General features: G+C 45.0%; 22 protein-coding genes and 1 pseudogene. 10 read left to right on the top strand and 13 right to left on the bottom strand.

Features of this window, described 5'->3' with window-relative positions; genetic code table 11:
* Positions 1–42 precede the first annotated feature (42 nt).
* From JGK39_RS06515 to JGK39_RS06500, 4 genes are all read left to right on the top strand, one after another.
* Positions 43–741: a hypothetical protein gene (locus tag JGK39_RS06515; RefSeq protein ID WP_293248602.1), complete on the top strand. Its 699-nt coding sequence runs from the start codon at positions 43–45 to the stop codon at positions 739–741.
* An 83-nt stretch (positions 742–824) separates the two neighbouring features.
* Positions 825–1,625, top strand: coding sequence for a class I SAM-dependent methyltransferase (locus tag JGK39_RS06510; protein WP_293248599.1), 801 nt, complete (start codon positions 825–827; stop codon positions 1,623–1,625).
* Positions 1,626–1,671: 46 nt separating this feature from the next.
* Complete coding sequence (locus JGK39_RS06505) at positions 1,672–1,989, top strand: antitoxin family protein (protein WP_293248592.1); 318 nt, start codon at positions 1,672–1,674, stop codon at positions 1,987–1,989.
* Positions 1,983–2,492, top strand: coding sequence for a type II toxin-antitoxin system VapC family toxin (locus tag JGK39_RS06500; RefSeq protein WP_293248582.1), 510 nt, complete (start codon positions 1,983–1,985; stop codon positions 2,490–2,492). Before JGK39_RS06505 ends, JGK39_RS06500 begins: the two co-directional genes overlap by 7 nt.
* Before the next feature lie 48 nt (positions 2,493–2,540).
* Here JGK39_RS06500 and hisC read toward each other — a convergent pair whose 3' ends face one another.
* The 4 genes from hisC to JGK39_RS06480 all read right to left on the bottom strand — a co-directional run bounded on the left by hisC (position 2,541) and on the right by JGK39_RS06480 (position 6,957).
* Entirely contained in the window at positions 2,541–3,587 is a 1,047-nt protein-coding gene (hisC, locus tag JGK39_RS06495) for a histidinol-phosphate transaminase (protein ID WP_293248579.1), read from the bottom strand.
* Positions 3,588–3,660: 73 nt separating this feature from the next.
* Entirely contained in the window at positions 3,661–4,374 is a 714-nt protein-coding gene (locus JGK39_RS06490) for a glycerophosphodiester phosphodiesterase family protein (protein WP_293248576.1), read from the bottom strand.
* A 107-nt stretch (positions 4,375–4,481) separates the two neighbouring features.
* Positions 4,482–5,333, bottom strand: a complete 852-nt coding sequence (locus JGK39_RS06485; RefSeq protein WP_293248573.1) for an alpha/beta hydrolase — start codon at positions 5,331–5,333, stop codon at positions 4,482–4,484.
* 355 nt (positions 5,334–5,688) lie between these two features.
* Positions 5,689–6,957: an esterase-like activity of phytase family protein gene (locus JGK39_RS06480; RefSeq protein WP_293295981.1), complete on the bottom strand. Its 1,269-nt coding sequence runs from the start codon at positions 6,955–6,957 to the stop codon at positions 5,689–5,691.
* Positions 6,958–6,991: 34 nt separating this feature from the next.
* Between JGK39_RS06480 and JGK39_RS06475 the strand changes: the two genes are divergently transcribed.
* Positions 6,992–8,314: a tetratricopeptide repeat protein gene (locus tag JGK39_RS06475; RefSeq protein ID WP_293248567.1), complete on the top strand. Its 1,323-nt coding sequence runs from the start codon at positions 6,992–6,994 to the stop codon at positions 8,312–8,314.
* Between the two features lie 393 nt (positions 8,315–8,707).
* Positions 8,708–9,340 (top strand): type I restriction endonuclease, encoded by a 633-nt coding sequence (locus JGK39_RS06470; RefSeq protein ID WP_293248564.1) that lies wholly within the window; start codon positions 8,708–8,710, stop codon positions 9,338–9,340.
* An 11-nt stretch (positions 9,341–9,351) separates the two neighbouring features.
* On the opposite strand, the gene JGK39_RS06465 is transcribed toward JGK39_RS06470, so the two are convergent.
* Together JGK39_RS06465 and JGK39_RS06460 are read right to left on the bottom strand one after the other, a co-directional pair.
* A complete protein-coding gene (locus JGK39_RS06465; RefSeq protein ID WP_293248561.1) occupies positions 9,352–11,445 on the bottom strand; it encodes a VWA domain-containing protein in 2,094 nt (697 codons plus the stop codon).
* A 184-nt stretch (positions 11,446–11,629) separates the two neighbouring features.
* Positions 11,630–12,169 carry a GNAT family N-acetyltransferase gene (locus JGK39_RS06460; RefSeq protein ID WP_293248558.1) on the bottom strand — a complete coding sequence of 180 codons (540 nt, stop codon included), beginning with the start codon at positions 12,167–12,169 and terminating at the stop codon, positions 11,630–11,632.
* 322 nt (positions 12,170–12,491) lie between these two features.
* Here JGK39_RS06460 and JGK39_RS06455 point away from each other — a divergent pair, with 322 nt between their 5' ends.
* Positions 12,492–14,549 (top strand): ABC transporter ATP-binding protein, encoded by a 2,058-nt coding sequence (locus tag JGK39_RS06455; RefSeq protein WP_293248738.1) that lies wholly within the window; start codon positions 12,492–12,494, stop codon positions 14,547–14,549.
* Between the two features lie 388 nt (positions 14,550–14,937).
* Here JGK39_RS06455 and JGK39_RS06450 read toward each other — a convergent pair whose 3' ends face one another.
* From JGK39_RS06450 to JGK39_RS06420, 7 genes and pseudogenes are all read right to left on the bottom strand, one after another.
* On the bottom strand, positions 14,938–15,156 hold the full coding sequence (locus JGK39_RS06450; RefSeq protein ID WP_293248555.1) for a hypothetical protein: 219 nt from the start codon (positions 15,154–15,156) through the stop codon (positions 14,938–14,940).
* A 27-nt stretch (positions 15,157–15,183) separates the two neighbouring features.
* Entirely contained in the window at positions 15,184–16,401 is a 1,218-nt protein-coding gene (locus JGK39_RS06445) for a DNA double-strand break repair nuclease NurA (protein ID WP_293248552.1), read from the bottom strand.
* 326 nt (positions 16,402–16,727) lie between these two features.
* On the bottom strand, positions 16,728–17,522 hold the full coding sequence (locus JGK39_RS06440; RefSeq protein WP_293248544.1) for an HAD hydrolase-like protein: 795 nt from the start codon (positions 17,520–17,522) through the stop codon (positions 16,728–16,730).
* A gap of 68 nt (positions 17,523–17,590) precedes the next feature.
* Positions 17,591–17,842, bottom strand: a pseudogene (locus tag JGK39_RS06435) (DUF928 domain-containing protein); the annotation flags it as partial.
* 106 nt (positions 17,843–17,948) lie between these two features.
* Positions 17,949–18,683, bottom strand: coding sequence for a DUF928 domain-containing protein (locus JGK39_RS06430; RefSeq protein WP_293248535.1), 735 nt, complete (start codon positions 18,681–18,683; stop codon positions 17,949–17,951).
* Between the two features lie 266 nt (positions 18,684–18,949).
* Entirely contained in the window at positions 18,950–19,687 is a 738-nt protein-coding gene (locus JGK39_RS06425; RefSeq protein WP_293248532.1) for a DUF928 domain-containing protein, read from the bottom strand.
* A 140-nt stretch (positions 19,688–19,827) separates the two neighbouring features.
* Positions 19,828–20,256, bottom strand: a complete 429-nt coding sequence (locus JGK39_RS06420) for a DUF928 domain-containing protein (protein WP_293248529.1) — start codon at positions 20,254–20,256, stop codon at positions 19,828–19,830.
* Between the two features lie 789 nt (positions 20,257–21,045).
* Between JGK39_RS06420 and JGK39_RS06415 the strand changes: the two genes are divergently transcribed.
* The 3 genes from JGK39_RS06415 (at position 21,046) to JGK39_RS06405 (ending at position 25,265) form a co-directional block, all read left to right on the top strand.
* Entirely contained in the window at positions 21,046–22,863 is a 1,818-nt protein-coding gene (locus JGK39_RS06415; protein WP_293248526.1) for a CHASE2 domain-containing protein, read from the top strand.
* A 388-nt stretch (positions 22,864–23,251) separates the two neighbouring features.
* Positions 23,252–24,010, top strand: coding sequence for a MinD/ParA family protein (locus JGK39_RS06410; RefSeq protein ID WP_293248523.1), 759 nt, complete (start codon positions 23,252–23,254; stop codon positions 24,008–24,010).
* A 238-nt stretch (positions 24,011–24,248) separates the two neighbouring features.
* Positions 24,249–25,265 carry an RRXRR domain-containing protein gene (locus tag JGK39_RS06405; RefSeq protein WP_293248520.1) on the top strand — a complete coding sequence of 339 codons (1,017 nt, stop codon included), beginning with the start codon at positions 24,249–24,251 and terminating at the stop codon, positions 25,263–25,265.
* Positions 25,266–25,345: the final 80 nt, after the last annotated feature.

Here is a 25,345-nt window from a genome sequence, read left to right as displayed (position 1 = left end):
TGCTCGCCCTACTGCTGTAAAAGTACCGGGAGATGAGGAGAAATGGGTAAATTTTCGGTGCATTTATTGTTGTCGATCGCAGCAATTTTGAGCTACGGTTTAGTTGGATTGCCAGATGCAGCTAAGGCTCAGAGCGAACCTCAACCTGCGGGACAGACTGTTACTGTAACTGAACCCAATCCAGTAGTCAAACCTACTGACTGGGCTTACATAACCTTAAAACTCGTAGCATCAAAATTCAACTGCCCCTCCACACCGGATCTTTCATCAACTTATTTTATATCTGGTGTAGAGATAACACGGTACGAATTTGCACAGGTTTTATCGGAGTGTTTAGATAAAGTAAGTCAACTTCTACGCACACAGGAAATAACAAAAATCATCACCAAGCAAGACATAGCAGCTATACAAAAACTGCAAGAAGAATTTGAGGCTGAACTTTCTACCGTGGGAAAAGGTCTTCAGGGAATTATGTCACCGATATCCATTCAACCGAACGAGCCTATTTACAAACACCTACAGTTAATAATACAGGAATACGGCTGCGTTCCAGAAACGAGAAATAGCAGTTACGATCTTGGCAACACAGAATTGAAGGAAGCAGAATTCGTAGAAATTTTCAACGGTTGTTTGCGGCGAGTTAATCAATTGGCGATATCTGGTACAAAACAGTGGACGCGAGCCGAATTAGAACCTCTGGCTAAACTGGAGAGTGAATTTTATTACAGGCGTATTCGATAATACAAAAATTTGCAGCCAGAAGACATGAATAAGTTGCCAACTAATTCCCGTCAATCAAACACACACAACAAATAGTCAATAAAATGCAAGATGAAACCTTAAAAAAAGAGCGACAATTCCACGATGCTTGGGCATCTACCATAGATATAGATGGCATTCGAGTCAATGATTACTTTGAAGCTTGCACCGCCCCAGAAAATAGATTTATCCTCAAACAAATGGGCGATATTACGGGCAAACGCCTGTTAGATTTAGGCTGCGGCGCCGGAGAAAACAGCGTTTATTTTGCTAAAAAAGGCGCGCATTGCGTCGCAGCAGACTATTCTCAGGGCATGGTAGAAGTTGCGCTGAAATTGGCAGAAAAAAACGGCGTCACCATAGAAGGTTGTACTGTCAATGCAATGGCGCTAGATTTCCCAGACAACAGTTTTGATATTGTTTACGCTTCTAATTTGCTGCACCATTTACCGGAACCAGAAAAGGCAATTCGCGAAATGCAGCGAGTGCTCAAACCGGGTGGCAAAGCTTGTTTTTGGGACCCGATGAAGCACAATCCGGTGATTAATGTTTACCGCAGGATGGCAACTGAGGTGCGGACTGAGGATGAAACTCCTTTGGATATTAATATTGTCAAGTTTGTCGAGTCTCTGTTTTCCGAGACGGCTTACGATACGTTTTGGCTGACGGCGCTGTGGATTTTTTTGCGCTTTTATTTGATCGAAAAGGTGCATCCGAATGAGGAGCGTTATTGGAAGAAGATTATTATTGAACAGGAGAGATTGAAGCCGGAATACTCTCGGTTGGAAGGGTTGGATGGCTTTTTGAAGAAGTTGCCTTTGATGAAGCGGTTGGCTTGGAATTTGGCTGTGGTGGCAACGAAGTAATTAAAAGAAGTACAATAAGTCTAAGCATTTAATTAAGAGGCTAATTATGCCAGAAACTATTACTGCTATCTACGAAAATGGGGTTTTTCGCCCGTTGAGTTCCGTGTCTTTCCAAGATGGGGAAACTGTGCTACTAAAAATAGTACCGGAAGTTCCGTCGGAAGAATTTCAGGGCGATCGCGAAAAAGCGATTAAGTTGATGGATGTACGAGGATTGATGCGTTTGCCAAATAAGCAGGGTAAGCTCGATCGAGCAGAATTAGCACGCCGCGAACAGAAATGGCGCGAATTGATGAAAAAAATGGAACCGCTACCAGGTAAGCCTCTGTCAGAAATCATTATCGAGGATCGTGGCCCGTGGTAAATGCTTATTTTTTCGATACTAGCGCTTTAGTCAAACGGTACGTGCCTGAAATAGGCAGTGACTGGATTTTATCGATTACCGATCCTGCTACAAACAGCGATTTAGTTATTAGCCAGATTACTTGGGTGGAGTTACACAGCGCTTTTGCACGCCGTCTGCGGGATGGAAGTTTGTCTGCGGAGCGCTTTGATTTAATTGTGCAAAAAGTTAGGGAGGATTTTGAAAATGAATACCGAGTTATAGATGTCGATCCAACTGTGATAGAAACAGCCACCGAATTGGTGATGCAACATCCGCTGCGGGCTTATGATGCTGTACAGTTGGCGTCGGCTTTGCGCTTTCAATCTACTACTCTCCTTTCGCAGCCAGATACTCGACTGTTTTTTGTTTCGGCTGATAACAGGCTGCTGAATATTGCTCAGTCGGCTGGTTTGGCGATCGACAATCCTAATAATTATCCACAATCAAATGGTTTGATCGTTCGGACTTTAGTCCTCGGATAGATGCGGACTGAAGTCCTCACTACGAACCTATATTGCTGGGGTGGTTATCTAGAGGATTTCTTTCAAAGTTTTAAGTAATATTTGATTCTGTTCTTCTGTACCTATACTAATTCGCAATTTATCGTCCAATCGCGGCTGATTGAAGTATCGAATCAATATTCCCCGTTCTTTGAGTGTTTGATAAATTCTTTCTGCATCGCCGTTGGGCGGCCTGACTAACAAAAAGTTGGTTTGCGATCGCCAAACTTCAAAGCCTAATTCCTTGAAACTAACGGCTAGTTGGACTCGGTCAGCCTTGATTTTTTCGGCGTTGGCTGTTTTGTGGTCTGAATCTGCGATCGCACCTGCCGCCACCGCATAAGCTATAGCATCCACATTGTAGCTGTCTTTGATTTTATTTAATTCAGCCAACAGTGCCGGATTTGCGATCGCAAAACCCAACCTCAATCCTGCTAGGGAATAACCTTTGGAAAGCGTTCTCAAAACTATAACATTACTGTAGTTTTTTGTCAATTCCAAAGCATTGTTTTCGGCAAAATCTACATAAGCTTCATCGATGACCAGAATGCCAGATAATTCTTGAGCAAGTTTCTCCAAATCTGCCACAGATATCGCTGTTCCCGAGGGACTGTTTGGCGAAGCTACAAATGTCACAGAACCTTTAGCTGCTATTAGCAAATCTACGGGTAATTTGTAGTCGTCTGGATAGGGAACTTCGACAAATTCTGCATCTTGAATTTCTGCCAGCGTGCGGTACAATACATAGGTAGGTGAGGGACAAACAACGGGTTTCCCAGGTTCGCCCGCAGCGCGAACTATCAAGTTTAATAAATCATCGCTGCCGTTACCTACCAAAATCCAATCGTCAGGAACTCCCAAAGCTTTACTAGCAGCGATGCGGAAACTTTTGCCAGTTGGATCTGGATAGCGCCGCAGCATTTCTGGGTCTATTTCCTGAAGCACTTTTAAGGCTTTTGGAGAAGGCGGATAGGGATTTTCATTAGAATTTAGTTTAATGATTTTTGTGCCTAGTGGTGGCTGTTCCCCCGGTACGTAACCGGACATTTCGTGGATGCTTTGGCGAAAGTAGTTCATTTATTAATTGAGTTTTGTGGAACGGGCATCTTGCCCGTTCTCGATCGTGGTGCAAGATATTAAGTTAAACAAATCATATCAAACAATTAGTGACAATCCGAGTTACACCCAAATCAATTAACTTTTGCATATCTTCTGGATCGTCCACCGTCCACGCCACAATGTCAACTCCTTGATTGCGGGTTTCTGCAATCAGTGCGGGGTTTTCCAGCAAAACGCGATACAGGCTGGTAATCAAGTTATCCTGATGGGCGACAGCTTGAGACAATTGAGTTTTGTACGCTTCTAGATTAGCAACAATATGTCCGATCGCCAAATCGCCATCTAGCCGCCGCACTTGTTCCAGAAATTTGTCGCTAAACGAAGTAATAACGCATTTTTCTTTGATTCCTGCACCGTTCAAAGTATTGACAAAATCCGCGACTTCTGCCTCCGACCATTCGCAGTGCGGCTTGACATCAAAGTAGAGAAATTTGTCAACATTCTTGAGGATTCCTAATGCTTCTTTCAAGGTAGGAATTTTTTCGTCGGAAAATTCATCGCTAAACCATTTACCGGCATTGAGTGTCTGCAAGTCTGAGAAGTTTGTTTCCCTGACTTTACCGGAAACTCGGGTGATTCTATCGAGGGTGGCGTCGTGGAAAACTACGGGCACGCTGTCGGCGGATAGCTGGATGTCAAATTCGATCGAACTAGCGCCACGGGCGATCGCCAGTTCAAATGCTGCTAAAGTGTTCTCAGGGGATCTCGCCGAAAATCCCCGATGTGCGATAATTTCTAAATTCATTCTTGGTAATAAGGACTTTAGTCCTAGTTTGTAGTAAGGACTTTAGTCCTAGTTTGTAGTAAGGACTTTAGTCCTTTGCACAAGTGTTAAGAGGACTGAAGTCCTCACTACGAACAGCTATCTAAAAATTCTGCCACAGTTTGATTAAAAGTATCCGGTTGAGTCAAAAAACACCAGTGATTCCCCGGTACTTTGGCAATTGTCAGATTTTGCAAGTATGTTTTGTAGGGCTGCATTTGCCAATCCATGCGATTTACGCCTGTTTCCGGCTGTACGAACAAAGTTGGGATATCAATATTTTCCGTTAAACCGGCAACTTTCATCACTTCGGCAAAAATCTGATTTCTGGCGGGAATCACAAATTTACTTCCCCAACTTCCGTCTGATTTTTGTTCGATTTGGTTTTGGAATATCATTTGCTGCATTTCACTCCAACCAGCGTATTCTCCCGATTGTTTGGCGGCTGCTTCGGCTTGGGCTAAAGTTGCAAACGGGCCCATACATTTGAGACAGTCTAATTTTCGGTAAACTATTGGTAGACTGAGTTTCATCACAGCGGGCAGCTTGGTGATGAAGATTGGGTCTACTAAAATCATACTCGAAATGCGATCGCCCTTCTGCCGCGCCCAAATTGGCGCTAATTTTCCAGTCCAAGAATGTCCGACTATGTGGGCATTTTTCCAGTTGAGGTGTGCCATCAAAGCTTCCAAATCTGCGATCGCCCTAGCAAAAGTATAACCCGTTTCCGGTTTCTCGCTTTCCCCGTGACCGCGCATATCTGGCGCTACAACATGATAGCGGTTCGACAAGTAATTCCCCAAGCTCGTCCAGACGACTGCACTATCTGCTAAACCGTGCAACAGCAGCAAACGCGGAACTTTTTCTGTCCCTGTTTGTGAGTTCCATTCTAAGTAGGAAAGTTCGATATCTGGTAATTTTAAGCTTTTGCGTGTAGGCATATAGAAGTTCGGCAACGGATTTTTTAACGGATTTAACGGATGTAACGAATTTTAGCTATCAAAAAGTAAAAATTTCAGGAATTAATGAGGTGAGAAACCCCCGAAAAGCCGGGTTTCTGAGGTCAAACGCGATATCATATCTAAAGAGAAGCCCCCTAATTAAAATAGGTTCGTAGTGAGGACTTTAGTCCGCATCCATCACCCAATCTCATATCCGAACAAAAACCCCATAAATAAAATAGGTTCGTAGTGAGGACTTTAGTCCGCATTTGGAGAGGAATAAAGTCCTCACTACAAACCTTTTGACTGTGACTAATTGACCGGAAATAATATTCTGATACCAAGCATCCGCACCCTAAAATTTCCCTTTTAAGCTAAACAAAAGAAACTGAGTTTTCTGCGCCTCATCAAAATTATCATCACTCACCAAAACCACACTTTGACTGCCGTCGGGCAACAGTGGGCCCAGAGTCATCCCCTCTAAATTGTACAGCGGAATTCCCCGTTCGCTCAAGTCTAAAAGTAACTTTTTCCTCACAGGTTCAACCATTCCCATTTTTCCTTTAAAACTCTCGATTCTAGAAGTATCTGTAGCCGCCCCAACTGCTACCTGATAAATTTTAGCGCTGTATCCCGACAGTCCAAAAGAACGCTCTAAACTCAAAAAATGACCGCCCCCGACTGTTAATAATTCGGTTAACCCGTTCAAAACAGTCATGGGAACTTGGTCTAATGTGTAAAGATTTTCCGAGACTAATTGCGGCGTTTTATCGACGATGATATAATGTAAAAGACGGACTTTGTTTGCTTTATCTGGGTCTAAATCTTGAATTAACGGTGCTGCTGTCGCTGTAAACAACCTAAACGGATCGAGACCGCCCGGGCTAAAGGTTTCTGGATCGATACTCAAGGATTCAAAACCTAAACTTTTCTGGACTCCTTGCTGCTGTTGTTCATCGTTGGTATCGGGGATGTAACGCTTGGGAATTGGCAAATTTCCTCGCATTTTCCCGGTGGCCAGGTCAAACTCTCCGATAAAAGGATTGCGGCCTTCGCTGGCTACAAATACTGAATTCCGTGGAGACAGGGCGATACCTTCGGGATTGATGGAACCCCAAAGGAAGGTTTCACCGTCTGCTTTTTTGAGGGATGTAACGCCTTCAACAGAAACTTTTTCGAGGCTAATATTGGCTGGATCGCTGGATGTGAGGTCGAGTCGGAGACTGTAAAATCTGGCTTCTCCGTTTTCGCTTTTGTCGTCGGAAAGGGCGTAAAAACGATAAGCTTTGGAAGTGACGCCGCTAATACCTTTGGGGTCGTAGGTGATTCCCGACAAACCGCCGACTGGTACTCCTTCAAAGTTAATTTTTGGCAATTGGTACTCGCCCAAAAAGTTCAGAGATATTTCAGGAAAAGAGCGATCTCTGGCAACGGCGGGAGGGGCGGCGCAAGCTGTGCATACAGTTAGGAAAATTAGAGCTAAACTGAATAGGCGCAAAATGCGTTGGCGAAGCCCTCGAAGAGGATCGCCCAAAGCCTGTAAATTCCAATAATTGCTCAGTGCGGTAAGTTGTATTTTGTTGCTCTTGTTGAACAGTTGGCTTGTGTGCCATCTTTGTGACATAATTTATACCGTTTTGTTAAATATGCAAAACTTGATGTTTCGTGCGGGGCTGCCGAATGGTGGCAATTATATTTCTTTTATGAGAAATTCTTTGCCAATTGGGTGCTTGCTTTGGTTGTGGCTGTGTGCTGGTTCAATTGCTAGCGCCCAAACTAATCCACCACCCCTCGATCAATTTTCTCCTAATCCTCTAGAAATTACCACACCCGATCCCCTAAAACCGGCTACTGAATCTTTGAGTAGCACTCAGCGGGAGGAACTGACAGCGGCTTTGGAAAAGTTAAGCTTAGAAGCAGCGGCTAAACTGCAAGCTGGAGATGGGGCTGGCGCTTTTGATATTTGGTTCCGAGAATTGCGGCTGCAGAGGTATCTCGGCCCGGCGGCGGAAATTGCTGCTTTGAGTCGGGTGGGAAGTGTTGCTTGGAGTAGCAATAAAAACCTGGAACTTCAGCTTATTACTAAACGGTTGCAAGCAATTCACCAACAAGTTAAATCCCAAGTGCCTATCAATACTGAGTTGCTTCCCGCTTTAGCTGCGGCTTTTGGGCAGGTGCGCGCTAAAGGCCCGACTGTAGAAGTTTACCAACAAATTCTCGAAAATGCGCGCCAAAATCAAGATATATTGGCTCAAGGTCAGACTTTAAAGACGATCGCACTTGTTCACATCAATTGGCTGAGTTACGATAAAGCTGCTCCGGTGTATGAGGAATTGGCAACTTTAATTCAGGAAAACCGCGCTGTATTTGCTGCTAATGCTGCTGTACCAAATTCTGCTGTAACGGCGGGAAATGGCGCGCCACCGCAGCCTGTAACTCCTCCGACTGAGGTAGATACTCTGAGACAGTTAGCCTACGTTTACCAGCAGTCGAAACAGCCCCTAAAGGCGATCGCCGCCCGGGAAAAACTAGCATCTGTGTATCTCAACCTGCAAAACCCGGCTGCGATACCGCCGCTCAAAATTGCGATCGGCACCGATTACCAAACTATAGGTCAAATCAACTTAGCAGCTCAATACTATCAGGAAGCCTACAATTTAGCTGTCCCCATTCAACAGTACGCCCAAGCGAGCGAAGCTTTGGATAAATTAGCATTGCTTTATCGATCGCAAAAACAGCTAGAGCCGACTGTGCGAATCTATCAAATGCAGTTGCTGCTGGAAGAACGGGCTTACAATTGGTACGGACTGATGAGTGCTTACGACAATCTCGGTCAAGTTTATCAGGAAATGAAGGATTACAAGAAAGCTTTGGAAGCTTATCAGAAGGGGTTGGAAGTGGCGAAAAGATTGGGACACAGAAAAGAGTATTTTGACAAGAAGATTATTAAGGTTAACAAGCAATTGCAAAAAAGTTCGTAATTGTTAGCCGATAAAAATGTCCAGGGATGAAGCGGTGAACTTAAATGCAGTAAGGTGCGCACTGCGCACCCTACAAAACTGTATCGGTAGCAGTAAGGTGAACTGTATCGGTAGCAGTAAGGTGCGCACTGCGCACCCTACAAAACTGTATCGGTAGCAGTAAGGTGCGCACTGCGCACCCTACAAAACTGTATCGGTAATTCCATGTAAGATAGCTCAATGTCGGGATTGCCGATCGCAAATCCGCTAGTAAGCTTCATCGTAATATCATAGCACTTGTGCAGTCTCGACCCTATTCCAAAGGTTTGAGATTTTTAGCTTTGCTAATTATGACATAATTATGTTATTAATACGTAAGTCCTGAAAAAAAATAGCGTATTTCAAGTGTAAAGAATGGCAAAGGTGATTGCAGTTACAGAAGCTATTAAAAGCCTTGCTGAGGCTGAATCAAGATTGAATTTGAGCCGAACTGAAGATGAGGCTTTTTTTGCAGAATGGCAAGCTGAGTTGCCAAATCTCAGCGATGCCGAACAGACTGGTTTGGATAGGCTACGACGCAGATTACTATATCATAGAGCGGATGGAGAATTGTTAGAAGGGGCTGTGACATTGCTGGTAGCATCACCTTTGCTAGAAATGGCGGGATTCTACGATCCACCTTTCAGGATGAAGGCGGAATCTGCGATTGAAATTGCCATTGATGATGGGGAAGAAACCCTGCGGGGACGAATTGATATCTTGATTTTGCTTCAGCAGCTTTGGGTAATGGTTTTGGAGTGTAAGAAGACTACGATTTCGACGCGATCGGCATTACCTCAAGCATTAGCATACATGATGGCAAATCCCGATTTGGATAAACCGAGATTTGGGATGTTGACGAATGGTGATGATGTGTTGTTTGTGAAACTGATGGCTCAACCTACGCCAGAATATGGGTTATCGCGGGCATTTTCGATTTATACTGTACCAAGTGAATTGCGATCGGCATTTCAAGTCTTGAAACATTTAGGACAAGGCATCAGTTAGGTGACAAAAAACTACTTTACTCCTATCTTTGCCACTAACGTCTTACAGTTTTCAACTAAACGGATGAACTCTGCCCGATAGCCTTCCTTGTCTTCACCTTTCGCCTGACTTGCTAGCTTCAATACTTGATCGAAATTAGCTGCTCCTTTGTACTCAGAATCTCTCAAAACCATCCCGAAAGCAGCTACAGCAGCAGCAAATCTGAAGTTGGCAGAGGCATTTTCTAGTTTTACAGGTTTGTCCATTACTGACTGCGTAATTAACTGACTGACTGTCTCGTTAGGTTTTTTATAACGCAACTTTACCTGCATCAATTCATCAGTTTGAGATGCAGAAGCAGTGGCTGGATTCGGTTGATATTTTAATGGATCGACTTCCGGCAATTTGACATCGCTGGCGACACCAACCGGAATAATTTCGTAAATTGCCGTTACCGAATGTCCCGCACCTAATTCACCTGCATCTTTTTTGTCATCGTTAAAGTCTTGATTTTGCAAAACTCGATTTTCGTAACCAACTAGACGGTAGGCTTGAACTTTAGCCGGATTGAATTCTACTTGAATTTTCACATCTTTGGCTATGGTAAATAGCGTGCCTCCCATTTGAGTGACTAATACTTTTTTGGCTTCCAGCAGGCTGTCGATATAAGCATAATTGCCATTACCTTTATCGGCTAGCTGTTCCATTTTTGCATCTTGCAAATTGCCAGTACCAAATCCCAAGACGCTTAGGAAAACTCCTTGTTCTCGTTTTTCTTCAATCATCCGCACGAGTTCGCCATCGCTGGAAGCGCCGACATTAAAATCGCCGTCTGTTGCCAGAATAACGCGGTTGTTTCCTTGTTTAATAAAGTTGTCTCTAGCAACTTTGTAGGCTAGTTGAATGCCTGCTCCGCCTGCGGTAGAACCACCTGCTTCTAGCTTGTCAATGCTATCTAATATCTTTTCTTTTTGGTTGCCCGGTGTTGGAGGCAAGACTAACCCGGCGGCTCCGGCATAGACTACAATGGTGACGCTATCTTTGGCTCGCAATTCGCTGACGAGATATTTCAAAGATGCTTTGACTAACGGTAATTTGTCCGGCGAATTCATGGAACCGGAAACATCGATCAGAAATACGAGATTGTTCGGCGGTAAATTTTTGGTGGAAATGCTTTTTCCTTGCAAACCAATGTGGACTAATTTGTGTTGGGGATTCCAGGGAGCATTGGCGAGTTCTGTATTAATTGAAAAAGGTCGATCGCCCTTTGGTTGCGGATAGTCGTAGGTAAAGTAATTAATTAGTTCTTCGAGGCGCACTGCATCTTTGGGGGGCATCACACCGCTGTTGATAAAGCGTCGGACATTGCTGTAGGATGCTGTATCGACATCGATGCCAAATGTGGAAAGCGGGTTGTTGCTAGCCCGCTGATAGGAGTTATCGTAAATGCGGTTGTATCCTTCGCGATCGAATTGTTGTTGCTGGGGAAATACAGGGGATATACCGAAAGTTGCTGATTGTGGATTGATGCCACCAGAAACTCTAGTTCTTAATGTATCTTGTCCTATAAGATTCCCAGAAGTGCGACTGTCAAGGTTAAGTCTCACTCGCTGAGGGGATGTTTGGGGAGAAGGCGCTGGTAAAGGTACAGAATTTGGTTCTGAAAGGGGGGGATTTCGATTTTGTTCCAATTCACCACTACGAGCTTCTAATGCGTCAACTCTACCCCGCAGCGTCGCTAATTCAGGGGCGAATTCAGTCTGTAAACGTTGGACTATGGCTAAATCTTCTGGGCCGACTTTTGGCGTACCTGCTGCGATCGCCCGATCGACGTTTACCAAACAACTATTTAAACTTACCGCAAAGTCAGAGCGTTTTAAAGGTCGATCGCCTAAAGTAGTACCAACTGGGGCGACAATCGGGCAACTGTAGCGTTTTGCTAAGGATAGTAGTGCCTGAAAAGCCCAGCTACTTGGTGCAATGTCAGCCGATTGAGAGACATTTGTGGGAGTTGGTGCGTTGGTTTGGCGATCGACTCCTTGGGCGATCGCACTTTTGGCATTCATCCAGCAAAAAGTTAAAACCACTGGACTTAACACCAATATTTGCAACAAAAGTTTACGCATAGACTTTTACTCCTGAAGATATTGCGATCGCGATATGGAACAATATACTACATCAGTTTTATAATAACGACCGTTGTTCTCATATTTGAAACCAACTTTCTGCATCACCCGCTGGGATGCGATATTTTGGAAGTGGGCGATCGCAACTATTCTCTGTAAATTTAATATTTCAAATCTTGTCCGGCTATAAACATTTTAATTTTGTTTCATTCGATGCAAAATATTCAAATCTCGCGACCGAATAATATACTCGATCGCGATCGCAATCGTCAAAATTATGCTGGTATTTCATCCCCACTTTTTCCATTACCCGCCGCGAGGATCTGTTTTCGGCATCTGCAACAGCCACAATTTTTTCTAGTTTCAATACTTCAAATCCATGCTTGAGCGTCGCCGCTGCAACTTCGGATGCTAAACCTTGTCCCCAATAGGCTTTTGCTAACACGTAACCGACTTCTACTTCAGGTGTTTTGCCTAAAAAGCGAAGCCCCCCGTCCCCGATCAATTGGTTATTTTCTTTATTGACAACAGCCCACAAACCGAAAGCGTGTTTTTCCCAATCTGCGACGATCTGAAATAAATCTGCTGCTGTTTCTTCTCTATTTCTGACGCCTTCGCTCAGATACTTCATCACTTCTGAATCGCTGTAGATGCGGTACAGCTCATCTAAGTCGTCTGGCGTAAATTGTCTCAGATACAATCGGGCTGTCTCTATCTCTTGCATGATGATTATATAACTTCTACCAGTCGATTATAATACCAGTTTTGTTTGGATACAAACATTTTAGTTGGGTTGAGGAACGAAACCCAACTAAAATGTTTATACGAATTTTTTATGAAGCTGCAGAGAATTCGATCACCCTGGCACCCCCCTTAAAAAGGGGGGAATAAGAGTCCAATCAAAGTCCCCCGACAATCAGGGGGATGCGAGGGGGATCGGAATATGTGCAACGACCCATTAAATTGGTATTACCGATATTCATGCAAAATATTGATTCTATTTGTTACAATTATTAATTGGATGTATTGTACCATTTTTGGCATCGATGACCATTTCCTCACCAGTAGCAGACACCGAAAACCAACCCCGCCGCGAAACAGACTGGCGGTTATTCATGAGGTTGGCATCTTACGCAACCCGCAGCAAACGCTTGTTGATTATCTCGATCGCACTATTAGTACCGCTAGCAGTCTCAGGAGCAGTTCAACCGATTCTGATCGGACAGGCAATTTCGGTAATTCGAGCGGAACCTACCTATGAATTTTTGCGAGGATTGCCTTTATCTACTGCATTAAATGTTTTGGCAGTGTTGCTGATGCTAACTATAGCATTTAGATTGGCACTGCAATCTGTTCAAGGCTATTTAGTCACGAAAGTAGGGCAAATTATTACTACTGATATTAGAAATGATTTGTTCGCCCACGTCACATCGCTAGCAGTGAGATTTTTCGATCGCACTCCTGTAGGCAGATTGATGACTCGCCTCACCAGCGATGTGGAAGCTTTGGGGGAAGTTTTTTCCTCAGGGGCGATCGGGATTGTCAGCGATTTATTTTCAATTTTAGTAATTGCCATTTTCATGTTTACCATGCAGTGGCAACTAGCTTTAATGTTGGTGACGATGATGGTACCGATTACCGCTTTAATCGTTTATTTTCAGAACCAATATCGGATTGCCAATTACAATACCAGAGAAGAACTTTCCGATCTCAACGCCCAACTGCAAGAAAACCTGACGGGTATTGGCGTAGTGCAGCTATTCCGCCGCGAAAGATTCAACTCAGAATTATTTAGCGTTACCAACAAACGCTACATTAAGGCTGTTGATAAAACTATATTTTACGACTCAGCGGTATCTGCGACATTGGAATGGATTGCTTTAGTAGCAATTGCAGCCGTTTTGTGGATGGGCGGTCAAAATGTTCTGCAAGGTACTCTTAACTTTGGTACTCTGTCAGCATTTATTTTATTTGCTCAGCGTCTCTTCGATCCGCTGCGGCAATTTGCCGAGAAATTTACGGCAATTCAAGCAGGATTTACCGCTGTAGAACGGATTAGCGATATTCTCAACGAACCCATCGAAATTAAAGATCCAACTAGCGGGGAGAAGGAAGAAGGAAGTTCGGCAACGGATTTTGTAGCGGATGTAACGGATGTAACGGATGTAAAAAATAGAAGGAAGAGGGAAGAGGGAAGAAGGGAATATTATTCGCCGCTGCTGATGGCCGGTCATCCAGAGGCACTTGCCTATAATTTATCTTCAAATGAGCCAGAATTGGTAGACAACAATCACACTCCTGTAACTTCTGAATATCGCCTGTCAGCTAACAATCAAAAATCCCTAATTGCCCATGCCCAATCAAAGCAAGCCGCATCAGGAGAAATCCAATTTGACAATGTGTGGTTTGCTTACAAAGATAACGAATATGTTTTGCAAGACCTTAATTTTACGATTAAATCCGGCGAAAAAGTCGCATTAGTTGGCCCGACAGGTGCAGGAAAAAGTTCAATTATTCGTCTTCTGTGTCGCCTCTATGAACCCACGCGGGGCAGGATTTTGGTTAATCATGTAGATATTCGCGATTTGCCTCAAGCAGAATTGCGGAGACACGTAGGTGTGATTATTCAAGATGGCTTTCTTTTTGCTGGTGATGTGAAGAGCAATATTAGCCTTGGCGAAAGTTACTCGATGGAGGAGATTCGAGCAGCAGCAGAAAAGACGAATGTTGCTCGTTTAATTGAAGAATTACCTCAAGGTTATGACACGCAATTGCGGGAGAGGGGAACGAATCTTTCGGGGGGACAAAAGCAGTTGTTAGCGTTTGCTCGCGCGGCTATTCGCAACCCCAGTATTTTAGTTTTGGACGAGGCGACTGCTAGTTTGGATGTGGGGACGGAAGCTTTGATTCAAGAGGCTCTGGAGCGTTTGATGGTGGACAGAACGGCGATAATCATTGCTCACAGGCTTTCGACTATCCGAAATGTCGATCGCATTTTGGTGCTCAAACGCGGGCAGTTAGTAGAGTCTGGGAGCCACGAAGAGTTGTTGCAACAAGAAGGTTTGTATGCCAGTTTGTACAAGCTTCAAATGCTCGGAAGTTAGACAGTAATAAAAAGGGTTCGTACTGAGGACTTTAGTCCTTCTTTATGAGGACTAAAGTCCTCACTACGAACCAGAATAAAAAAGGTTTGATCCTTCGGACTTTAGTCCTTCTTTATGAGAACTAAAGTCCTCACTACGAACCAGAATAAAAAAGGTTTGATCAGGTTTGATCCTTCGGACTTTAGTCCTTCTTTGTTGCGGACTAAAGTCCTCACTACGAACCAGAATAAAAAAGGTTTGATCCTTCGGACTTTAGTCCTTCTTTGTTGCGGACTAAAGTCCTCACTACGAACCAATATTATCGTGATTGTTCGAGCAGACATGATATCCTATTCCTCGCGAGCGATAGGATCGCACTGCGATTGCAAATCTCAAGTCTAAAGTCGGCTCACCTGCCAAAAATAATTTTCCCAAGGGTTTGTGGCAGGTGAGTTATATGTTGAAAAAGCTGATTTGGCCCGATGCCAAACAATAATTGCATCGCCAGCACAATTGCTGCTATAGAAATCGCTGTACCGATGCTGGCTTTCAATACTTTAAAAGCCCAATTAAATACCAGCCAAGATACAAGCAAGGAAGCAATTAAGATAATTAACTCTAGGGGCATATAACATTTTTAACTCTAATTTTTAATTCAAGCAATACTGCCGCGCTTCCGGGTTTCCTTATTAGAAATTCCGACATTTTTTAAACCTGCTTTAATCATTTGTTGCTCTAACAAAGCGAAAAAGCTACTTCGATCGCCCCCGGTGACAACTGCTTGGTTGTGGGCTTCTGCTAGCGTCACGGGATAGCCGCCGCCTTTGTGTACTTGAGCCAGCATCATTCCTAAGGCTAAATCTAGCTCTGTCTTATCTTGTGCTACCCATTCGGGAACTTCTATTCTAGCAATTTCTGTGCCAACATGAACGTAACAAAAATAGATGGGATTGAGACCGTATAAATCTAAAATTCGAGCGTGGGATTTCCACAACGGGCTTCTTTGTCCGGGTAGCAGGATTGTGGCCCACAAGACGGCATCTCGCAGGGGTTCAAATTCTTGACAAGGTGCTTTTTCGTCGAAAGCACTGGTAGCGGAAAATCCGACGTTGGGGCAGTTTGTCATGCAGTCTGGTACTTCGTGGGTGCAGGCTTGAAACCGCAAAAAAGATAAGCTTTCGGTGCTGCGAGAAGCGCTCAAGTATCCTAATAGGGGAATTTTTGCTAAGCGCAATTTGTCCCAAGCTTCTAAAATTGGCTGCAAAATTCGATCGCGCGCTTCGCTAGGTAACTGTTCCAAAAACCAATAAATCAGGGAACCGTCTACCATTGCCAAAGTTGGCGCTGGTAGTTGATTGTCGTTAAATTTTGCCCAATTGCAGCCCATTTCCGCGAGGGCGATGGCTTCGGAAACGGCGCGCCGGTATCCCATCCACTCTTCGGTTCTAATGCCCCACTGGCGCGAAGCATACAAGTCTTCTGGTTTGTAGAAAACTTCGGGCACGCTGTCTAATACTGGGTGGCGGCTTTGGCCGTAGTGCAGCATGACTGTACCGACGTTGATCAGGTAGCAGTAGGCGATTTCGTGATGGCTGGGCGAGATTTGCGATCCGTCTGTGGCGAAGACTGTGTGGGCGGCGGGGGGTGCGGTGATGTATTTGCGATCGTCCAAGGGCTCGATCGGCGTGGCTGCATTGAATAAAGTGCGATCGCTCCAACTTTCTTGCAATTCTACCAAATTTTCTTGTCCTACCGCGGCTTTTTCTAGCAAATTCTGAGCCACTTGCAAACGCAAGCGAGCCGCCAAAGCCTCCACATTCAAATGTTGGCTCATTCCCTGCATTGCTTTGGCTGCTTTAGTTAAATCTAGCATTTGTTTTAAGCCTCAGATTGGTTCGTAGTGAGGACTTTAGTCCTCTCTTGGATGCGGACTAAAGTCCTCACTACGAACCTATTTTATTACTGGGTCATCGACATGAAAAAATCTATTTTTTTTATCGATACCCTTGATTTTTTGGGAAATTCCTGTTATATTTATATCATAATGGGAATATGTTAAAAAATATTATTTACGCCACCATCCCATTATTTAAAAATACCATGCCAGCGCCGCAAAAGTCAACAAAAAAAGTGTGAAATTTAGGGATTTTTTTTGACTCTGCTAAGCGAAAAAAAATCTACCTGCCAACAAGTCTAACATCAACATTCGTCGGGCAGCCAATCGACAAAATCTCCGGCAAACTGCGAGAGAGAAAGCAATTGAACTGGTGGATTTTGAGCCACAGACTCCCGTTCAGCTAAAGTATTGTAACCCCAGTCAGCCAAAAATAACCTTACCTGAGATAAATCCGGCTGCTGCTTCACCGAGAGCAAAGTTTTTAACCGGTCTTCCACAAACCAAATAGTCGTATCTTTGCCAGACGCTGCCAAAAATTCCCGCAAAGTTTGGTGTTTGGGCTTGTTGTATTCCTTGCCAAAAATCAACTCCGACGGCATTTGTACGCCCGCTAGCTGCAAGAGTTCTCGCACAAAACGTCCTTCCTTGGTTGTGACGATCGCCACTTTGACCGAACTATCCTGCAACGAGTGCAGGCGATCGGCTACTCCTGGATAAAAGCGGTGCAAAGACAGCCATCCAGCTAAATCCTCAGCAATCCAATTATCGCGCAGTCCGTCTAACATTGCGCCGACAGACTGGGCTTTTAAATTATTTTCGGTCAATAACTGCGGGACAATGTTCGGCCATTCCAGCAAAATTTGCTCTTCGGTAATTCCTGTCAGCAGTGCGCGAATCAGCAGCGGCATTTCCCAGCCGGTTTCGATGGCTGGCCGCACTCGGTAGAAACTCAAAGCTAAATCTGGCTCGGGGACTGTTTCGATTGGTTTCCAGATTTGACAGTAGCTGCGCCAAGCTGTTTGGAAATATTCGATTAGTCCGTCACAAATTACACCGTCAAAATCAAGGGCGAGAATTGTTGGAGAGTTATTAGTCATCAAGGGATTTTAGATTTTAGATTGGGGATTTTAGATTGGGGATTTGGGATTTGGCTGAATAGTCTCGATTAAAAAGACTGAACTAGCGGTTTGTCGGCAACTGCTTCTAGTGTTTGGGACTGCAACAATTGCGTCCACTCTGCTTTGAGACTCGCATCATCAGGTGCGATGCGTCGCATTTGGGCTAGAGTCGCAAGAGTGTCGTACCAAATCCCATTTTTAGCGCTAGCGATCGCCCTAGCCATAGAGTCGGGATTTGCCAAAGCTTTCTTTAAAGTTTCCTTTGGTTCAATTCGCTCTACGAACCCTACAACATAATAATCCGTAGAGCGCTAGGAGTAAGAATCGCAGCGGGCGATCGGCTTAATTTGTCAATCTTCAGATTCCCAGAAAAAGGACAAATTAAGCCTTGAGAAATCGGGACGATTAAAAAGATTGAACTAGCGGTTTATCGGCAACTGCTTCGAGTTTTTGGGACTTCAACAATTGCGTCCACTCAGTCTTCAGCCGCGCATCATCGGGTGCGACGCTACGCATTTGGGCTAGAGTCGCAAGAGTCTCGTACCAAATGCCATTTTTAGCATAAGCGATCAGCTTCGCCCTCGGGTCGGGATTTGCCAAAGCGCTCTTGAGAGTTCCTTGCGGTTCAACTCGCTGCATCCATCCTTTAGTAATATAATCTCCCGATCGTTCCTGAGGATCGCAAGCCAGTGCAAACGACCAGACATATCGCTTACCAACCTCAATATTTTTTGTCTTGCCTTTGTCAGAAAGGCTAACTCCCACAATTCCAGCTTTGTCAACTTTTAAACTAGATTCGTAGACTACTTCGGATTCATCTTCGTTTAGCAAAACAAACTCTACTTGAGCCGCCGGTTGAGAGACATAGACAAAAAATGTTGGCGACTCTGTTAGGGTTAAGCCAATATTGCTTTCAGGTATTAACGGAGTAATCGATAAACCATCCTGCAACTGACAGCCTCGATGGGCTCCCCCTTGGCGGTTCTCCGGGGCTGTGACTTCAGGGGGTGTGAAATTAACATTCTGACCCAGGGGAGTTGGTGCAGGGACGGCCTGCATCGGTGAAAACAAGCTGGGGAGAGTAATTGCGATCGCCAATACAGCGATCGCCAGTGCCGTAAAATTTAGAAAACGTTTCATTTTTTTCACCAGATAGAATAAAATCAGGGTTGGGATTTTTACTCCTGATACCAAATCCAGGTTTCCGATACCCTTTATGAACCAGTCGGCCTTACTGCCGACTTTGTTTGTGTAGCAGCGGTTTCAACCGCCGAATGATAACGGGGATATCACGCCCCGGATTTGGTATGACTAGGAGTAAGAATCGCAGCGGGCGATCGGTTTAATTTGTCCTTCTTGAGATCCTCAGAAGAAGGACAAAAGAAAGCCTTGAGAAATAGGGAGGCTTAAAAAGACTGAACTAGCGGTTGATCGGCAACAGATTCGAGTTTTTGGGACTGCAACAATTGCTTCCACTCGGCCCTCAGACTCGCATCATTGGGCGCTCTTCGCCGCATTTGGGCTAGAGTACCAATTGTATCGTACCAAATATTATTTTTAGCATAAGCGATCGCCCTAGCCATCGGCTCAGCATTTGCCAAATCTTTCTTGAGAGTTTCCTCGGGTTCAATGCGCTTCACAAACCCTTTAACAAAATAATTTCCCGACGGATCGTCATTGCAAGCCACGGAAAACGACCACTGATACCGCTGGTTAACCTCCAGAGATTTTTTGCCATCGCCTTTGTTAGGAATACTGACCTCAATTATCCCCGGCTTGTCAACTTTGAAAGTCGTTTTATAAGCATCGATTCCTTTTCCGTCGTCAGCTTGCAACCTAAACTCGACTTGAGTCGAAGAGTGAGAAACATAGGCCAAGAATGTTGGCGATTCTGCTAGGGTTAAACCATCATTGCTTTTAGGTATTAAAGGAACAATAAATAAATCCTTCGGACAAGCATTGCCTCGATGCGTCGCCGATTGCCTGTTGTCGGGGGCGTCTACATCGGGAGGTTTAAATTTAACATTCTGACTCAGCAGCATTGGTGCAGGCACAGCCTGCATGGGTGGCCCGAAACTGGGGACACTAAGTGCGATCGCACTTACAGAGAGTGCGAGGGCAGTAAAATGTAGAAAACGTTTCATTTTTTCACCAACTTATAGATATATCATAGATCGCGTCTCGACTGTTAGCGCGGAGTTTTCACCCCGGGCGCGATCGGGTCAACTTTTGCTTCTTCACATCGCCATCAAAAGACGCACAAAAGTTCAATAAATAGCGATCTTTAAAGAGACCCAACCAGCGATTGACCTACCGCTGATTCCAGTCCTTGGGACTGCAACAATTGCGTCCGCTTGGCCCTGGGTCTCGCATCCTGCGGTGTCTGTCGCCGCCTTTGGGCTAAAGTAGCGAGAGTTTCGTACCAAATCTCATTTTTAGCATAAACTTCGAGCCTCGTCATCGGGTCGGGATTTGCCAAATCGCTATGGAGAGTTGGCTGGGGTGCGATGCGCTGTACGAACCCTTTAACAACTGAACCGGACGATCGATCGTCTGGTTCGCAAACCATCGAAAACGACCACAGGTAACGCTTGCCAACTTCTAGTGATTTGTTGCTGTCCCCCGTAGCAAGAATGCTAGTTCCAACAATCCCGTATTCATCAACTTTAAATGTTTTTTGAGACATAACTTTGTTCTCCTTGTCTGTCAGCAAAGTAAACTCTATTTATGCCGAGGTTTGAGGGATACAGACAAAACTTGTGGGAGAATCTTTGATGGTTAAACCGATATTAGTTGGAGACACTAAAAAAGTAATAGATAAACCCGCCGGACAAAAATTGCTACCGCGAGGCACTCCCCCTTAGCTGTTGTCTGGCGCGCTGACATTGGGAGACGGGAAATTAACATTGTGACTCAGCACCATCGGTGGGGATTTTGCCCGCACTCGGGCAAGTTAACTGGGGACGATAGTTGCGATCGCAGATAGGGCTACCGGCAGCGTAGCCCTATCTAAATAACGTTTCATTTTTTTGTATCTTTCCCTATCAATACTTCGGACAGTTTTAGATGCGATCGAGTGTTTGACTTTGCCCCACTCGTTGCAGAAAATGCGTAAAAAATGGCATGGCTTACTACGTAAGGCTTACAGGGCCGTTAAAAAACTGTCCGAAGTATTGCCTATAATATTGCAAACACAGACACTCCCTGCTGGCGACCAATATTTTTGAGAAGCTAGTCTCACACCGCAGATAGAGAATTTGAACCTTGACACATCCATAGCATTAATGAATTAGATCTGCGACTGGATGCTGGGGACAGCAAATCCGGCAGTTGAGGTCGCGACTGTGATTCCATACACATTTCGCTACCAGCGAACTGTAAATTTTTGTTACAAATCGGTCGAAGTTTCCGGGTGTTCTAAGATGGAGGAAGTCTCGTGTAGGTGCCGACAAGCAACATAACTGCTGTTGGGTGAAACGAGTCAAAATTTTATATTGTGGCAATGACTAAAATATCTAACAAATTTCTATCTGACAAAATTCGATCGGCAGCGGCTCAATTGAGTCAACTGTATAAACCATCGCTAACACTTTCTAGATCTGTATTAATTGCCAGCGCGGTAGCAACATTATCGTTGGTGGGGGTCAGGCACCTAGGAATACTGGAACCACTAGAATTAAGCGCTTACGACCAAATGCTGAGATGGCGTCCCGACGAAAAGCCAGATCCGCGCTTGCTAATTGTGGGGATTACCGAAGCAGACATTCAGAAACTGAAGCAGTGGCCGATATCCGATCGCAAAATAGCTGAAATATTACAAAAACTAGAAAAAATGCAGCCGGCAGTCATCGGTTTAGACGTACTGCGAGATGTACCTTTAGGAGAGGGGCGCGAGGAATTAACTAAAGTTTTACAAAAAAGCGATCGAATTATCGGGGTATGTTTAGTCACCGACGGAGGCCCCGAGACTCCCGGTTCTCCCCCTCCTCCGTCCATGCCAGCAAACCGGGTGGGATTTGCAGATTTTGGAATCGATCCGGGCGGCATACTCCGCAGGGCTTTATTATTTATGAAACCACCGATAATTAAGGGCGCTGACTCGGTAGAAAAACATCTTTGCAATGACAATTCTCAAGTCTTAACTTCCTTCAACCTCCAGCTATCACTCCGCTACCTAAAGAAGCACAAAATTTTTCCCAGACTGGCAGCCGATCAATCTTTATGGCTGGGAAAAACCCAATTGAAAAAATTAAAAAGCAATGACGGAGGATACAGCAATGTCGATGCGAGGGGATATCAAATACTAATTAATTATCGTTCCCGGGAGCAAGTCGCAAAGAAAGTCACAATTACCGATGTTTTAGAAGGGAAAGTCGATCCGAATTTAGTTAAAGATAAAATAGTGATGATCGGTTACACCACAGAAACCGTTAAAGATGTATTTTATACTCCTTACAGCGGGCAGCAGCAAAAAAATCAATTCATGCCTGGGCTTGTGGTACACGCACAAGTAATCAGCCAAATTTTGAGTGCTGTTTTAGACAAGAGACCGATGTTTTGGTTTTGGCCGGAATGGGCAGAAATCCTGTGGATTGCAGGATGGTCAATGGTCGGAGGAACCGTGGCATCGCGGATGGCTCACCCAGGGAAGTTGGCGCTGACATTCGCAGCAATACTGTCGGGGTGTGGCGCGATCGGTTTTGGGATTTTTCTGTTGGGAGGGTGGGTGCCTGTGGCAGCGCCAGTCTTAGGATTAATTCTAACTGGCGGCAGCATTGTATCAGCAGACAGATTTAATAAATCGGGATACGGGAAAGCAATTAGCGATCGAGTAAAACAAGTCTTCAAAATCGAAATAGACCAAGCCCAAAAAGAACAGCAAGTTGCAGAAATTGTAGAATCAGATTTCTTTAAAGAATTGCAGCTCAAGAAAGATGAACTCAAAAGTAGCAAAAAAGATCCCTCTGAAAAAGCACTCTTGGAACCCGAAGAAATAACGGTCAGTGCGGGGGATCTTCCCCAGGCCCAAAGCGAGGCAGACGAATTCTTAGCTCAGTTGCAGCTAAAAGCCAAACAGCAGAAGCAGCGGGCCGCCGCGACAGCATCGGAAAGCGACTCAAAAAGCGACTCAAAAACAGAAAGCGCGATCGATCCGGGCGCGAGTGCTAGTTCTGGCGAAACCGAACCCGATGAGGGGTTCAGCGATTTGCAAGCGAGGGCAAAGCAGATGCGGCAGCGCCGGAACGCAGACAAGAGGATAAAAGAGGAAAAGATTGATAGTTTAACAGACCGGGAGGATTTGAGGGGGAAGGAAGATTGAGCGATATATGATGCGATCGTGAATTACATAATAATTGATGCTCTTCGTTTTTACCCGTCATAGTTGTAGAACTTATCGTCAAATATGACTTGCATTCCGTTTTGACGCTGTTACACCTAGTGGGCGAACTACTACGCCCTCTATCTTACAAATCAGGTTGTTGAGATTACTGTTGGTTGTAGACTACAATCTGATCTGCCTCTCAATAATGCCTTCGTTTCTAGAGTCTGATTGATGGGCAGACTTCGCGGCTAAGCAGGGTTCCCACCTATAGAGGACATAAATCAACAACCGAATCTAAATAAAAGTCCAGCATCCCAAAAACTTGAAAGTCCATAAATGACTAGACTTAAAGAGATAATTGTTCAATCTTGGCAATACGCATATCATGTCCAAAATCATCTCTGTCCACTCTTATCGGGGTGGCACTGGCAAATCTAACACGACTGCAAACCTGGCATCTATTATCGCTCGCAGCGGAAACAGGGTTGCCATTGTGGACACAGACATTCAATCGCCCGGGATTCACGTGCTGTTCGGTTTCAGCGAGAACAACATGGAGCGCTGTCTCAACGATTACCTGTGGGGCCGGTGTCCGATCTCGGATACGGCCTACAATGTGAGTTCGCTGCTCCCAAAATTAGCCCGTAACGGCAGCCTATACCTGATTCCTTCGAGCATAAAAGCAGGGGAGATAGCGCGAGTTTTGCGGGAAGGCTACGACGTGGGACTGCTTACCGACGGCTTTCAAGAACTGATCGACGTTCTGAACTTAGACTACCTATTTATCGACACCCACCCGGGGCTCAACGAAGAAACCCTGCTCAGCATCACAATTTCGGACATCCTGCTGCTGATTCTGCGTCCGGATCAGCAAGATTTTCAGGGAACGGCTGTGACGGTAGATGTGGCCCGCAAATTAGAGGTTCCCAAGATTTTGATCACAATTAACAAAGCGCCAGAATCCTTGGATTTCGATGATTTGAAGCAGCAAGTAGAGAGTATTTACAGCATCCCAGTTGCAGGGGTGCTGCCCCACAGCGATAAGATGATGCTGTTAGCGAGTAAGGGGGTGTTTGCCCTGCACTTCCCTAAAGACCCTCTAACTCTGGTGGTGGAAGGGATTGCCAAACAGATTTTGGGATAATTGGGTGTAAGGAGAGCGGGTCACTAACCCCGGCCTGTAGGCACGGGGCTTGTCTGGACTCTAAGCCAATAGAGAAAAGCAAGCGCAAGTAGGACTAGACACTAGCTGAGAAGCTAATTTGAACGATCGGAAGGTGGCACTTCTGGCAACGTTAAGGACACCTCCCTAATCCCTAACCTCTTGGATCGTCAAAGTCGAAGGGAATTAAACAATTAGCCTTACTGGCAAACAAACCAAGATGCAATACGTTCCAGTAGTTGACTCAAGTCAGCGACCTTTGATGCCTACAACACCCGTGGCCCAAAGATGGATTGAATCTGGAAAAGCAACTCCTTTCTTTCGTAAAGGAATCTTTTGCATTCGCTTAAACGTTGAGCCGTCTAATCGTCTAATGCAACCTGTAGCAGTTGGAATCGATCCGGGTTCCAAGCGCGAAGGGTACACTGTCAAATCCAAAGCTCACACCTATCTCAACCAGCAATTTCATGCGGTTGATTGGGTTAAGGATGCTCTTGAGGCGAGTACCAATGCCAGACGTGCCAGACGCAACCGCAAGACACCGTATCGAAAGAATCGCCAAAATCGCAAGCGCGGGGGGATTCCTCCGAGCACAAAAGCAAGATGGCAATTCAAGGTCAGAGTTGTTAAGGTCTTGGCCTCTATCTTCCCTGTTTCCCATATTGGGATTGAAGATATCAAAGCCACAACCAAGAAAGGTTGCAAGGCTTGGAATACATCATTTTCACCCCTGGAAGTTGGAAAGCAGTGGTGCTACTGGGAACTAGAAAAAATTGCACCCGTGACCAAGTTCGACGGCTGGGAGAATACCTATCAAACCAGACAAGCGCTGGGACTGAAGAAGTCCAAGAAAAAACTATCTAACAGTTTTGACGCTCATTGCGTTGATTCGTGGGTTTTGGCTTATTTGCTAGTGGGTGGTGATTCTGGGCCAGACAATACAGCGGTAATGGAGTGCCAGCCGCTTCGCATTCACCGCAGACAACTTCATGTTTTCAATCCCGGCAAGAATGGATACCGCCGCCCTTATGGGGGTTCTATGTCGCAAGGGTTAAAGCGGGGCGGGATTGTCAACCATCCCAAATACGGTAAATGCTATGTCGGTGGTGAAGACATTCAAAAGTCTCGCGTCAGCCTGCACAGTCTTGATACAGGCAAACGCCTAACTCAAGGTGCAAAGCCGGAAGATTGCAAATTCCTTGCCTACAACTCTTGGCGAACTGTAAAGCCGTCCTAGAAGGACGGGGTTTCACACCCTTTTTTCTGATGAAGGTTGACGGCAGGGAGTTGCAGTCTCAATTACTGGGCGCGATGTCC

Origin of the sequence: Microcoleus sp. PH2017_12_PCY_D_A (genome assembly GCF_020738565.1) — a bacterium.
In the GTDB taxonomy this organism is placed as follows: Bacteria; Cyanobacteriota; Cyanobacteriia; order Cyanobacteriales; family Microcoleaceae; genus Microcoleus.
This window is presented reverse-complemented; position numbering and strand designations above follow the sequence as displayed.

What these genes read in the sequence shown, in the direction of transcription:
- JGK39_RS06425 (WP_293248532.1), bottom strand. Translation starts at nt 19,687, where the DNA reads ATGAAACGTTTTCTACATTTTACTGCCCTCGCACTCTCTGTAAGTGCG.
- JGK39_RS06480 (WP_293295981.1), bottom strand. Translation starts at nt 6,957, where the DNA reads ATGTCACAAAGATGGCACACAAGCCAACTGTTCAACAAGAGCAACAAA.
- JGK39_RS06515 (WP_293248602.1), top strand. Translation starts at nt 43, where the DNA reads ATGGGTAAATTTTCGGTGCATTTATTGTTGTCGATCGCAGCAATTTTG.
- JGK39_RS06490 (WP_293248576.1), bottom strand. Translation starts at nt 4,374, where the DNA reads ATGAATTTAGAAATTATCGCACATCGGGGATTTTCGGCGAGATCCCCT.
- JGK39_RS06475 (WP_293248567.1), top strand. Translation starts at nt 6,992, where the DNA reads ATGTTTCGTGCGGGGCTGCCGAATGGTGGCAATTATATTTCTTTTATG.
- JGK39_RS06415 (WP_293248526.1), top strand. Translation starts at nt 21,046, where the DNA reads ATGACTAAAATATCTAACAAATTTCTATCTGACAAAATTCGATCGGCA.
- JGK39_RS06460 (WP_293248558.1), bottom strand. Translation starts at nt 12,169, where the DNA reads ATGCAAGAGATAGAGACAGCCCGATTGTATCTGAGACAATTTACGCCA.
- JGK39_RS06440 (WP_293248544.1), bottom strand. Translation starts at nt 17,522, where the DNA reads ATGACTAATAACTCTCCAACAATTCTCGCCCTTGATTTTGACGGTGTA.
- JGK39_RS06470 (WP_293248564.1), top strand. Translation starts at nt 8,708, where the DNA reads ATGGCAAAGGTGATTGCAGTTACAGAAGCTATTAAAAGCCTTGCTGAG.
- JGK39_RS06465 (WP_293248561.1), bottom strand. Translation starts at nt 11,445, where the DNA reads ATGCGTAAACTTTTGTTGCAAATATTGGTGTTAAGTCCAGTGGTTTTA.
- JGK39_RS06455 (WP_293248738.1), top strand. Translation starts at nt 12,492, where the DNA reads ATGACCATTTCCTCACCAGTAGCAGACACCGAAAACCAACCCCGCCGC.
- JGK39_RS06410 (WP_293248523.1), top strand. Translation starts at nt 23,252, where the DNA reads ATGTCCAAAATCATCTCTGTCCACTCTTATCGGGGTGGCACTGGCAAA.
- JGK39_RS06510 (WP_293248599.1), top strand. Translation starts at nt 825, where the DNA reads ATGCAAGATGAAACCTTAAAAAAAGAGCGACAATTCCACGATGCTTGG.
- JGK39_RS06405 (WP_293248520.1), top strand. Translation starts at nt 24,249, where the DNA reads ATGCAATACGTTCCAGTAGTTGACTCAAGTCAGCGACCTTTGATGCCT.
- hisC (WP_293248579.1), bottom strand. Translation starts at nt 3,587, where the DNA reads ATGAACTACTTTCGCCAAAGCATCCACGAAATGTCCGGTTACGTACCG.
- JGK39_RS06430 (WP_293248535.1), bottom strand. Translation starts at nt 18,683, where the DNA reads ATGAAACGTTTTCTAAATTTTACGGCACTGGCGATCGCTGTATTGGCG.
- JGK39_RS06485 (WP_293248573.1), bottom strand. Translation starts at nt 5,333, where the DNA reads ATGCCTACACGCAAAAGCTTAAAATTACCAGATATCGAACTTTCCTAC.
- JGK39_RS06505 (WP_293248592.1), top strand. Translation starts at nt 1,672, where the DNA reads ATGCCAGAAACTATTACTGCTATCTACGAAAATGGGGTTTTTCGCCCG.
- JGK39_RS06445 (WP_293248552.1), bottom strand. Translation starts at nt 16,401, where the DNA reads ATGCTAGATTTAACTAAAGCAGCCAAAGCAATGCAGGGAATGAGCCAA.
- JGK39_RS06450 (WP_293248555.1), bottom strand. Translation starts at nt 15,156, where the DNA reads ATGCCCCTAGAGTTAATTATCTTAATTGCTTCCTTGCTTGTATCTTGG.